The sequence below is a fragment of the Mesorhizobium tamadayense genome (assembly GCF_003863365.1).
Lineage (GTDB): Bacteria > Pseudomonadota > Alphaproteobacteria > Rhizobiales > Rhizobiaceae > Mesorhizobium > Mesorhizobium tamadayense.
In genome coordinates, this window is record NZ_RQXT01000001.1 from 299,583 (window position 1) to 311,397 (window position 11,815).

The window sequence follows — 11,815 nt, forward strand, 5'->3', positions numbered from 1 at the left end:
TGCATCGGTTCGGAAAACCCGTCCCGATATCAATCGGCTCGACGGGTTTCGCGTTCACCGGGCGGCCACTTCGCGAAGCGGCTGAGGAGCATCGGCGCTCGACTTTCGTGGCGTGGCCAGGTCGGCGACGTCCAGATGTGGTCTTTGCAACCTGCCGGCGGCGACCTATCGTTGCGGCTTGAAATCGTCGCATCAGGCCGCAGCCGAGTGAAACAATGCCGAGAACCGTCCGGGCGCTGACCGCCAGCGAGGTGGAAACGCTCGTCGACTGGGCGGCGGCGGAGGGCTGGAATCCGGGCATCGGCGATGCCGCCGCGTTGCGGGCGGCCGATCCGGACGGGTTCATCGGCGCCTTCGTCGGCGGCGAGATGGTGGCCGGCATTTCGGCCGTCGCCTATGGCGCGGGTTTCGGCTTCATCGGCCTCTATATCTGCCGGCCCGACCGGCGTGGCGAAGGCCATGGCAAGGCGGTCTGGGACGCCGGCATGGAACGGCTCAGCGATCGCATCATCGGGCTCGACGGGGTGGCCGAGCAGCGGGCCAACTATCAGCGCAAGTGGTTCGTGCCTGCCTACGAGACCGTCCGCTTCAGCGGTCGTCCCGCCAGGCTGACCGAGGGCAGCGACATGCTGCCCGTGACGGACGCCAGCCTTGCCGAGATCCTGGCTTATGATCGCCAGTGCTTCCCGGCGCCGCGCGAGGCCTTCCTGCGGGAATGGCTGCAGGCGCCCCGGATTGCACTCATGTCCGCCGGTTCGGCCGGCATTGCCGGCTATGGCGTGGCGCGCCGATGCCGGGAGGGATTCAAGGTCGGGCCGCTGTTCGCGGACGAGATGGACATAGCCTTGGCGCTGGTGGCGACGCTGGCGGACAGGGCGGGCGAAGCGCTGCATATCGATGTGCCGGCCACCCAGGTCGGCTTCGCCGCAATGCTTCAGGCTGCCGGCATGGCTCCGGGCTTCACGACGACGCGCATGTACAAGGGCGGCAAGCCCGGCAATGCCCCGTCGAAGGTTTTCGGCATCACGACGCTGGAGCTGGGTTGATCCTGGCCGTCTCAGCTGTCCGCCACGGCGTCCGGCATCACCACCAGTTTGCCGACGAAGTCCTTGGCCATGAAATCGGTCTGGGCGCGGTGGAAGTCCGACAGCTTGTAGACGCCGCCGACCAGCGGGCGGATCTTCTTCTCTTCGATGTAGCGGACGATGCGGCGGAAATCCGCCCGCGTGCCTTGGCTCGAGCCATGGAGCTGAAGCTGTTTGAGATACATGGTGCGGAGGTCCAACTGCACCACCGGACCGGCAATCGCGCCCGCCGTGGTGTAGCGGCCTTCGGGCCGCAGGATGCGCAGCAGGTCGTTGAATATCGCGCCGCCGATAAGGTCGGCGACCACGTCGATGGGCTTGCCGGCGGTCGCTTCGTTGACGGCGGCCGGCAGATCGGCCACGCCGCGCGTGATGACCTTCTCGGCGCCGATGTCGAGCACCGCCTGCTCCTTGCCCTTGCCGACGACGGCGTAGGGAATGGCGCCGCGGGCCCGCGCCAGCTGCACGATGCCGGAGCCGACGCCGCCGGAGGCGCCTGTGACCAGCACCCGCTCGCCGGCCTTCAAGCCCGCGCGCTCCAGCATCTGCTCGCCGGTGAGATAGGCGCAGCAGAAGGTGGCGAGCTCGACATCGCTGAGGTCGGTATCGACGACATGCGCGTTCTCGGCCGGCAGGACCTGGTATTCGGCGTATCCGCCGTCGCGGCCGTGGCCCATATAGTCGATGTCGGCGAGCGAATCGTCGTCGCGGTTATAGATGGAGAAGTCGACCATCACCCGTTCGCCGATGCGGCTGGCAGGCACCCCGTCGCCGACGGCAACGATGATGCCCACAGTGTCAGTGCCCTGGATGCGCGGGAAGGTCAGCGTGTTGCCCTGCCGGCGCCAGGTCGAGACGGCGGCCGCGTCCTCCTCCGTGCCGTAGGCGCCCTGGCGCACCCACACATCGGTGTTGTTCATGCCGCAGGCGCTGACCTTGACCAGCACCTCGCCGGCGGCCGGCGAGGGCACTTTCACGTCGGTGCGGTAGACGAGCTTCTCCATGCCGCCATGGCCGATGAGCTGCACGGCGGCCATTGTTGCCGGGACGGTTGGGATCATTGCATTCATGTCACTTCTCAGATGCTGGCAAACACGCTCTTTATCGCGTCCGCCGTCTTCGCCACCACGGTGTCGGCCTCCTCGCGCGTCAGGCAGAGCGGCGGCGCGAAGCCGAGGATGTCGCCCTGCGGCATGGCACGGCCGATGACGCCGCGCTCGCCAAGTGCCGTGGCGATCTGTGGACCGACCTTCAGCGAGGGATCGAAGAAGACACGATCGTCGCGATCCTTGACGAATTCGATCGCAGCCAGCATGCCGTCGCCGCGCACGTCGCCGACATGCCTATGGCCGCCGACGGCCTTGGCAAGCTCGGCGCGGAAATAGGCGCCGGTCTCGCCGGCGTTCCTTACTAGGTCCATCTCGTCGATCAATTCGAGATTGGCCACACCAGCGGCAACGCAGATCGGATGCGCCGAATAGGTCCAGCCGTGGCCGAGGGAGCCCAGCTTGTCGGAGCCCTTGACCAGCACCTGCCAGACCTTGTCGGCGACGATGACGCCGGAGAGCGGCGCATAGGCCGAGGTCAGGCCCTTGGCGATGGTGATCAGGTCCGGCTTGATGCCGTAATGGTCGGAGCCGAACATGGTGCCTAGCCGGCCGAAGCCGGTCACCACCTCGTCGGCGACAAGCAGCACGTCGTATTTGTTCAGCACCGCCTGGATCTTCTGCCAATAACCGGCCGGCGGCGGCACGATGCCGCCGGTGCCGAGGATCGGCTCGCCGATGAAGGCCGCGACGGTGTCCGGACCCTCGGCGAGGATCATCTCCTCGAGCTTGTCGGCGCAATATTGCGAGAACTGCTCCTCGGTCATCGAGCGGTCAGCGCGGCGGAAATAGTAGGGCGCCTCGGTGTGCAGGATCGGCGCGCGCGGCAGGTCGAACGCGTTGTGGAACAACTCGAGCCCGGTCAGTGATCCCGTCATGACGCCGGAGCCGTGATAGCCGCGCCAGCGCGAGATGATCTTCTTCTTCTCAGGCCGGCCGAGAACGTTGTTGTAGTACCAGATCAGCTTGATGTTGGTCTCGTTGGCGTCGGAACCGGAAAGGCCGAAATAGACCCTCGACATGCCCTTCGGCGCGCGATCGATGATCATCTTGGCGAGCGTGATCGCGGCCTCGGTGCCGTGCCCGACATAGGCGTGGTAATAGGCGAGGTTCTTCGCCTGGTCGGCGATGGCGTCGGCGATCTTCTGGCGGCCATAGCCGACATTGACGCAATAGAGGCCGGCAAAGGCATCGATGCTCTTCTTGCCGGTGTTGTCCCAGACGGTGACGCCTTCGCCGCCGGCCATGATGCGCGCCGGGGATTCGCCGCGCGCATGCGTTCCCATATGCGTCGAGGGGTGGAAGAAGTGGTCGCGATCCCAGGCGGAAAGTTCGTTAGACTGTTCGAGCATTTTTTAACTCCTTGAAAATTCCGGGATGGCCTACGCAACATCCAGGCAAAGGTACTTTAGGTCGGTAAAAGCTTCGAGGCCGTGGCGCGAGCCTTCGCGGCCGATGCCGGACTGCTTGACGCCGCCGAACGGGATCGGCGCGCCGGTGATCTTCACCCGGTTAATCGCGACCATGCCATAGTCCAGCGCGCGGCCCATGCGCTGCTGGCGAGCACCGTTCTCGGTCACGACATAGGCGACAAGGCCATATTCGGTGGCGTTGGCGCGGGCGACAATTTCTGCCTCGTCGTCGAATGGCGTCACGGCAGCGACGGGACCAAACGTTTCCTCATGCATGATCAGCGCATCGTCCTGCACGTCGATCAGCAGCGTCGGCTGATAGAACAGCGGCCCGGCCGCGTGGCGGTTGCCGCCGGTGAGGCAACGCGCGCCGCGTACGAGCGCGTCGGCCACCTGCTCCTCCACCTTCTTGACCGCCCGTTCGTGCATCAGCGGCCCGATATCGGTTTCATCGGAAAGCCCGTTGCCGGTCCGCAGCGCCTCGATGCTGCGGGCGAAGGCGGCGCAGAACCGGTCATAGATCGGCCGCTGCACATGGATGCGGTTGGCGGCGAGGCAATCCTGGCCGGAGGTGGCGAACTTGGCGTCGAGCGCGATCGTCACCGCCTTGTCGATATCGGCATCGTCAAAGACGATCAGCGGTGCATGGCCGCCGAGCTCCATCACCAGCCGCTTCATCGTCGGCGCGCTCTGCGCGGCGATCAGTCGGCCGACCTCGGTCGAGCCGGTGAAGCTCATGGCGCGCACCCGGGCATCAGCGCACATCGCGCCGACAATCGTCCGCGCATCGCCGGTTACAATGTTGAAGACGCCCGCCGGCAGCCCGGCGCGCTCGCCAAGCTCGGCCAGCGCCAGCGCCGACAGCGGCGTTTCAGAGGAGGGATGTGCGACGACGGTGCAGCCGGCGGCAAGGGCGGCGGCGGCCTTGCGGGTGAGCATGGCCGACGGAAAATTCCACGGGGTTACGACGCCGACGACGCCAAGCGGCTCGCGGCGCACCGTCATCTCGGCATTCGGCAGATGGCTGGTGACGCTTTCGGCGTTGAGGCGTTTTGCTTCCTCGGCATACCACTCGACAAAGGAGGCGGCGTAGTCGATCTCGCCGAGCGATTCCTTCACCGGCTTGCCCTGTTCCAGCGTCATCAGCAGCGCCAGATCGTCCTTGGCGGCGATGATCAGATCGAACCATTTTCGTAAGATCCTGGAGCGCTCCTGCGGCAGCACAGCGCGCCAGGCCGGGAAGGCACGGGAGGCAGCACTGATCGCTTGCGTCGTCTGCCCGGCATCGAGCGCGGCGACGAAGGCGACGGTGGCACCGGTCGCCGGATCGGTGACTTCAAAACTTTCCGCCGACTCGCTTGCGGTCCAATGGCCGTCGACATAGGCGAGCGCGCGCAGCAGGCGGCGGTCAGTGAGGCGGTCGAGCGCGTCGTGGTGGTTCGTGCGGGCAAAATGCGCGGACATCGATTGTCTCCGGTGCCAAGGCGATGTGGAGAGATTAGTCGCGCAACCGAGACAGAGAGGCTGTTTCGGGAGCCGCTTGTAGAGAGATTGTCTCTATTGGCCCGCGGGTCCAGATGATCTCTCTGGCTTGCCGGCCGGCGGTGCTACCGAACCGTGAACATTGGCCGAGTCCCTCAACTTCGTCATCCTTGGGCGAAGCAGGAGCGTAGCTCCGTCGCGGAGACCCAAGGATCCAATGCCGTAACCTATGGCCGAAGCGCAGCGGAGCAGAATTCTGCACCGTTGCAACGCCTTAACGTCACGGCATGGATCCTGGGGTCTGCGCCGCGTCGCTTCGCTCCTTGCTCCGCCCCAGGATGACGAAGTGACGGTCGGTTCGGCTCAATCTCCCGGGTAAGCGATCTTAAAGGTCCGTCACGATTGCCCCGGCAGCAGATCGGCGACCGGCAACACTGTCTCCTCCTTCACCGTCTTGGTGACGATGTAGGTGAAGTAACGGTCGATGCCGATCTCGCGTTCGAGCAAGGCGTCGACCAGCCGCTGATAGGCGTCGATGTCGCGCGCCATGACCTTCAACACATAGTCGACGCCGCCGCCCACCGACCAGCAGGCGACGATCTCGGGGATGTCGCGGATGACCCGTTCGAAACGGTCGAAGTCGGCCTGGCGGTGGCTGGCCAAAGTCACCTCCATCAGCACGGTCGCCACCGGCGCGATCGCGCGCATGGCGATCGCGGCATGGTAGCCGGAAACGATGCCGGCCTTCTCCAGCTTGCGCAGCCGCATCCAGCAAGGCGTCGGCGACAGGCCGACCTTCTCGGCCAGCGCCAGCTTGGTGATGCGCCCGTCGCGCTGGATGGCGTCCAGGATCTTGAGGTCGATCGGGTCGAGTTTCGCTGCCGCCATGCCGGCTCCCGTTTTCTGTCCGGGACACCATGACGATGCATTATTTCGATTGTCAATTGCACTGATTTCGATCTCTAATAAGTCATGACATTATGGCAACCAGATCCTGCGCTCATCCGCCGGCCGGCCTATCTTTCGCTGGCCGACCAGTTCGCGCGCGCGATCCATGACGGGCGGCTCGCCAACGGCGCGCGGCTGCCGACGCATCGCCGTCTTGCGGAGGACCTGAAGCTTTCCGTGCAGACCGTCAGCCGCGCCTATGAGGAGCTGATCCGCCGCGGTCTGATCTCCGGCGAGGTCGGGCGCGGCAGCTTCGTACAGACGCAGCGCCGCGAGCCGGAGCCGCCCTACCTTCCGGAACGGCTGGGCGAGGTCATCGACCTCTCCATCCTGAAGCCGGTCTGCGAGCCGATGCATCTGGAGAAGCTGAAGCAGGCGCTGGGCTGGCTGGCCGAGAATCTGCCGTCGAGCTCGGCGCTGTCGTTCCGGCCGAACATGGTGTTCCCGCGTCATCGCGCGGTAGCCGTCGAGTGGCTGAAGCTCTGCGGCCTCGAAGCCTCGCCGCAGAACGTCAGCCTCACCAATGGCGCCACCGCCGGCATGACGGTGGCGCTGATGAGTGTGGCGCCGCCCGGCTCGACCGTCGCCACCGAGGCGATCGGCCACCACACGCTGGTGCCGCTTGCCCGCTATCTCGGCTTCAATCTCGAGGGCCTGCCGATCGATGACAACGGGCTGATCCCGGAAGCGTTGGACGAAGCCTGCCGGCTTTCCGACATCCGCGCGGTCTTCGTCCAACCTTCGGTGATCAACCCGACGGCGACCTTGATGGACGCCGGCCGGCGCGAGCAGATCGCGGCGGTGGCGCGCAAGCATGACATTGCCATCATCGAGAACGATGTGCTTGGGCCTCTGGTCGAAGGCCGGCCGCCGGCGGTCGCCGCCTTCGCGCCCGAGCGGACGCTTTACGTCACCTCATTCACCAAGATCGTCGTGCCAGGGCTGCGCATCGGCTATCTTGCGGTGCCCGACCGCTACGTCGCGGCCGTCGCCAACCGCCATCTCGTCTCGAACTGGATGGCGACGCCGATGGTGGCGGAGATCGCGACGCGCTGGGTGAACGACGGCACGGCGATGGAGCTGGTCAACTGGCAGCGCGGCGCGCTGAGACGCCGGCAGGAGATCGCCGCGGAGGTGCTCGCGGGCGTCGACTACCGCGTCCATCGCGACGGTCTGCATCTGTGGCTTGAACTGCCGGGCGACCGCGCCGAGGAGAGCTTTGTCGCGCAGGCGCGCCTGCGCGGCGTGGCGATCGCGCCGGGCACTTCTTTCCGCATTGCCGACACGCCCTGGCATCCGGCCGTGCGCATCTCGCTCGGATCGACCACCGAGGGGGAACTGCGCGCGGGCTTGAGCGTTGTCGCCAAGCTCCTGCTTGGCGATCCAGAGCATCTTCTGCTCGCCATATGATGCGCAAGCGGAGCGCAAATTGCCCTGAAATTGTGCTACGCTCGAAATATTGTCATGATATTATTTTCCTAATTGACATGATTTAGCGCGTTTCGCATCGTTAAGGGCATAGGCTTCTCCAAAACGGGGAAATGGATTGCCCGCACCCATCATCAAGGTCGACGCCATTTCGAAGAGCTTCGGCACCTTCAAGGTGCTGGACGGTCTGTCGATGCAGGTCATGCCGGGCGAGAAGTTGGCGCTGATCGGCCCGTCCGGGTCCGGCAAGACGACGATCCTGCGCATCCTGATGACGCTGGAGAAGATCGACGGCGGCCATATCCAGATCGACGGCGAGCAGCTCTACCACATGGAGCGCAACGGCCGGCTGCTGCCGGCCGACGAGCGCCACCTCGCCAAGATGCGCCAGAAGATCGGCATGGTCTTCCAGCTCTTCAATTTGTTCCCGCACAAATGCGTCATGGACAACGTGACGCTGGCGCCGATGCTGACCAAGGGGGTCGCGCGCCCTGCTGCCGAGAAGCGGGCGATGGAACTGCTCGACATGGTGGGGCTGGCCGACAAGGCCAAGGCGATGCCGGCGCAGCTCTCGGGCGGCCAGAAGCAGCGCGTGGCGATCGCCCGGGCGCTGGCGCTGTCACCCAAGATCATGCTGTTCGACGAGGTGACCTCGGCGCTCGACCCCGAGCTGGTCGAGGAGGTGCTCAACGTCATGCGCAAGCTCGCCGCCGAGACCGACATGACGATGCTGCTCGTCACCCACGAGATGGGTTTCGCCCACGACTTCGCCGACCGCGTGCTGTTCTTCGACCGCGGCAGGATCGTCGAGGAAGGCAAGCCCGATGAGATTTTCCGCCATCCCAAGCAGGAGCGAACGCAGGGCTTCCTGAAGAAGATCATCGCGGCCGGACATCGCGTCTGACCGCAATGCAACGGGCGATAAAGTCGTCCCAGGGGCGACAGAGTCGTCCTCATGGCCGACAGAGTCGTCCCGAGGGCGATGAAGTCGTCCCTCAAGAGGCGGCGAGAGCCGCCTGAACAGAGCAAACCAAGAAGAGAAACTAAGGAGTTGGGAACGATGAAGAAACTTGGCATCCTGGCTGGCGTTGCCGGTCTCGGAGTAAGCGCAATGCTGCTCGCCTCCGGCGCGCGTTCGGCCGACGACGCAAAGCTGGAAGAGCTCAAGGCGCAGGGCTTCGCCCGCGTCGCCATTGCCAACGAGCCGCCCTACACGGCGGTGGCCGCCGACGGCAAGGTCTCGGGCGCGGCGCCGGACGTGGCGCGCGAGATCTTCAAGCGCCTCGGCGTCAACGACATCGTCGCCTCCATCTCCGAATATGGCGCCATGATCCCCGGCCTGCAGGCCGGCCGCTTCGACGTCGTCACCGCCGGCCTGTTCATGAAGCCGGAGCGCTGCGCGGCGGTCGCCTACTCCGAGCCGGTGCTGTGCGATGCCGAGGCGATGCTGGTGAAGAAGGGCAATCCGAAAGGCTTCAAGAGCTATGAGGACATCGCCAAGGACGCCTCCGCCACCGTCGGCGCGCCGGGCGGCGGCACCGAGGAGAAGCTGGCTCTCACCGCCGGCGTGCCGCGCGACCGCGTCATCGTCGTGCCGGACGGCCAGAGCGGCCTGAAGATGGTGCAGGACGGCCGCATCGACGCCTATTCGCTGCCGGTGCTCTCGATCAACGACCTCATCAAGAAGGCCAACGACCCGAACCTCGAAGTGATCGCCCCGGTGCAGGGCGCGCCCGTCTATTGCGACGGCGCCGCCTTCAAGAAGGGCGACGAGGCGCTGCGCGATGCTTATGATGTCGAGCTCGCCAAGATGAAGAAGTCCGGCGAGTTCGCCAAGATCATCGAGCCCTATGGCTTCTCGGCCAAGGCGGCGATGTCGACGACGCGCGAGAAGCTCTGCGCGGCGAAGTAGGGCGCGACATCTTCGTTCTCCCCGTTCTACGGGGAGAACGTGTCACGAAGTGACGGATGAGGGGCAGCGCCATACCTTCGAGCGCCATACCTTCGTAAGTTCGCGCTGCCTGCCCGTCCTTCGCAGCAGCTGCGCTGCAGCTACGGAGGGTGGACCGGCATCTTCTCCCCGTGAACGGGGAGAAGGAGCCAAAACCAAACGTAGGAACTTCTGATTCAATGACCCAGTGGTCCGGCTATCTCGGCCTGATATTGCAGGGAGCGCTTGTCACCATCGAGCTGACGCTGATGGGATCGGTGCTCGCGCTGATCATGGCCTTCCTCGCCGGCATTGGCCGCGTGTCGCGCTTCTTCGTCATCCGGGCGCTCGCCACGACCTATATCGAGTTCTTCCGCGGCACCTCGATCTTCGTTCAGCTGTTCTGGGCCTATTTCGTGCTGCCTTTCGCCGGCCTGTCTCTGACGCCGCTGCAGGCCGGCGTGCTGGCGCTCGGCCTCAATGTCGGCGCCTATGCGGCGGAAGTGGTGCGCGGCGCCATCCTGTCGATCGGCCGCGAGCAATACGAGGCCTGCACGGCGCTCAACCTCGGCCGCTGGCAAGGCATGCGCCACGTCATCCTGCCGCAGGCGCTGCTGGTCATGCTGCCGACCTTCGGCAACAACGCCATCGAGCTGCTCAAGGCGACGTCGGTCGTGTCGCTGATCTCGCTCGCCGATCTCACCTTCCAGGCGCAGGTGGTGCGCTCGCAGACCGGCAGCACGCTGATGCCCTTCGTTTCCGTGCTCGTCATCTATTTCGGGCTCGCGCTGATCATCTCCTGGGGCATCCGCTCGCTGGAGCGCCGCATGGCGCGCGGCCTCGATGGAGTGCGTGTCTGATGGAGTGGGATTGGAACTTTGTCCGCGAGATCATGCCGACACTGATCCAGGGCGTGAAGATCACGATCCTGGCGACGGTGCTCGGCTCGGTCCTGGCGGCGATCGTCGGCCTGGCGATAGCGCTGGCGCGGCGTTCGCCGAACCGGGCCGTGTCGCGCAGCGTCGGCTGGTTCGCCGAGTTCATCCGCGGCACGCCGCTTTTGGTGCAGCTCTACTTCATCTTCTACGTGCTGCCCGATTTCGGTATCCTGTTGCCGCCGCTGGTGGCGGGTGTCATCGGGCTTGGCCTGCACTACGGCACCTATACGGCCGAGGTCTATCGCGCCGGCATCGACAATGTGCCGCGCGGCCAGTGGGAGGCGGCCAAGGCCTGCAATCTGAGCGGCTACAATAGCTGGACGTATATCATCCTGCCGCAGGCGATCCCGCCGATGATCCCGGCCTTGGCCAACTACTTGATCGCCATGTTCAAGGAAACGCCGCTGCTTTCTGCGATCACCGTGCTGGAGCTGATGAACCAGGCCAAGAGCGTCGCCAACACCTATTACCGCTACATCGAGCCGATGACGCTGGTCGGCGCCTTCTTCCTCGTCATCAGCCTCTGCTCCGTCGTACTCTTGCGCTGGCTGGAGCACCGCTACGGCAGGATCGAGAGATGAAAGTCATGAGACAGTTGCCCGAAATCCAGCTGGCATCGCGCCGGCCCGCCCTCGATGCGCGTCCGCTCGAAAAACGCGTCGGTCTGATCGCTTTAGCCACCGACCATACCAGCGAGGTCGATTTCCGCCGCATGGTGGCGAGCGAGCGGATCGGCGTCTATGTCGCGCGCATCCCCTATGCCAATCCGACGACGCCGGAGAATTTGCGCAAGATGCAGCCGCAGCTTTCGGCGGGCGCGGCGCTCATCCTGCCGGACGAGCCGCTGGACGCCGTCTGCTACTCCTGCACGTCGGCCTCGGTGGTGATCGGCGATGCCGAGGTCGAGGCAGCGATACAGGCGGCCAAACCGAATGTTTCTGTGGTCACGCCGCCCATGGCCGGCGTGCGCGGCTTGAACGCTTTTGGGGCGAAGCGGATCAGCATTCTCACGCCTTACACCGTCGAGACCAGCCGGCCGATGGCAACCTATTTCGCCGCGTATGGCTTCGACATCGAGAGCTTCACCTGCCTCGGTTTCGAGGACGACCGCGAGATGGCGCGGATCGCGCCGGCCTCTCTCATCGAGCTGGCGCGCCAGGCAACGCACGTGCAGGCCGAAGCGCTGTTCGTCTCATGCACGGCGCTGCGCGCGGCGCTTGCGGTTCCCGGCATGGAAGAGGCGATCGGCCGCCCGGTCGTCACCAGCAACCAGGCCAGCGCCTGGAATTGCCTGCGGCTCTGTGGCGACGACATACCGAGGCCGCAGTTCGGCCGGCTGATGACGAAGCTGTTGGTGCAGTAAGATTATGCCCCGTATTCACGAGCGACCCCCTCTGGCCTGCCGGCCATCTCCCCCTCAAGGGGGGAGATCAGCAGCTTCGGCGCCGCCGCTCGTCCTGCGACGTCAACGATTGGCGAAAGCGTG

Annotated in this window: 11 protein-coding genes; 7 read left to right on the plus strand and 4 right to left on the minus strand. The window is 65.2% G+C overall.

Annotated features, from left to right (window positions below; translation table 11 throughout):
* Positions 1-215: 215 nt before the first annotated feature.
* Positions 216-1,046: a GNAT family N-acetyltransferase gene (locus EH240_RS01525; protein ID WP_124995644.1), complete on the plus strand. Its 831-nt coding sequence runs from the start codon at positions 216-218 to the stop codon at positions 1,044-1,046.
* A gap of 11 nt (positions 1,047-1,057) precedes the next feature.
* On the opposite strand, the gene EH240_RS01530 is transcribed toward EH240_RS01525, so the two are convergent.
* From EH240_RS01530 to EH240_RS01545, 4 genes are all read right to left on the minus strand, one after another.
* Entirely contained in the window at positions 1,058-2,155 is a 1,098-nt protein-coding gene (locus tag EH240_RS01530; protein ID WP_124995645.1) for an alcohol dehydrogenase family protein, read from the minus strand.
* An 8-nt stretch (positions 2,156-2,163) separates the two neighbouring features.
* A complete protein-coding gene (locus EH240_RS01535; protein WP_124995646.1) occupies positions 2,164-3,543 on the minus strand; it encodes an aspartate aminotransferase family protein in 1,380 nt (459 codons plus the stop codon).
* A 30-nt stretch (positions 3,544-3,573) separates the two neighbouring features.
* Positions 3,574-5,067, minus strand: coding sequence for an NAD-dependent succinate-semialdehyde dehydrogenase (locus tag EH240_RS01540; protein ID WP_124995647.1), 1,494 nt, complete (start codon positions 5,065-5,067; stop codon positions 3,574-3,576).
* A 414-nt stretch (positions 5,068-5,481) separates the two neighbouring features.
* A complete protein-coding gene (locus EH240_RS01545) occupies positions 5,482-5,973 on the minus strand; it encodes an Lrp/AsnC family transcriptional regulator (RefSeq protein WP_124995648.1) in 492 nt (163 codons plus the stop codon).
* Between the two features lie 84 nt (positions 5,974-6,057).
* Between EH240_RS01545 and ehuR the strand changes: the two genes are divergently transcribed.
* The 6 genes from ehuR to eutA all read left to right on the plus strand — a co-directional run bounded on the left by ehuR (position 6,058) and on the right by eutA (position 11,692).
* The gene (ehuR, locus tag EH240_RS01550) at positions 6,058-7,443 is read left to right on the plus strand and encodes a MocR-like ectoine utilization transcription factor EhuR (protein ID WP_124995649.1); all 1,386 of its coding nucleotides are present in this window, start codon (positions 6,058-6,060) and stop codon (positions 7,441-7,443) included.
* A gap of 136 nt (positions 7,444-7,579) precedes the next feature.
* On the plus strand, positions 7,580-8,365 hold the full coding sequence (gene ehuA, locus EH240_RS01555; protein WP_124995650.1) for an ectoine/hydroxyectoine ABC transporter ATP-binding protein EhuA: 786 nt from the start codon (positions 7,580-7,582) through the stop codon (positions 8,363-8,365).
* A 156-nt stretch (positions 8,366-8,521) separates the two neighbouring features.
* Complete coding sequence (gene ehuB, locus EH240_RS01560; RefSeq protein ID WP_124995651.1) at positions 8,522-9,373, plus strand: ectoine/hydroxyectoine ABC transporter substrate-binding protein EhuB; 852 nt, start codon at positions 8,522-8,524, stop codon at positions 9,371-9,373.
* A gap of 218 nt (positions 9,374-9,591) precedes the next feature.
* Positions 9,592-10,251, plus strand: coding sequence for an ectoine/hydroxyectoine ABC transporter permease subunit EhuC (gene ehuC, locus EH240_RS01565; protein WP_124995652.1), 660 nt, complete (start codon positions 9,592-9,594; stop codon positions 10,249-10,251).
* Complete coding sequence (ehuD, locus tag EH240_RS01570; protein ID WP_124995653.1) at positions 10,251-10,910, plus strand: ectoine/hydroxyectoine ABC transporter permease subunit EhuD; 660 nt, start codon at positions 10,251-10,253, stop codon at positions 10,908-10,910. The genes ehuC and ehuD overlap by 1 nt, the downstream gene beginning before the upstream one ends.
* 5 nt (positions 10,911-10,915) lie before the next feature.
* Entirely contained in the window at positions 10,916-11,692 is a 777-nt protein-coding gene (gene eutA, locus EH240_RS01575; protein WP_124995688.1) for an ectoine utilization protein EutA, read from the plus strand.
* The last annotated feature ends 123 nt before the right edge of the window (positions 11,693-11,815 follow it).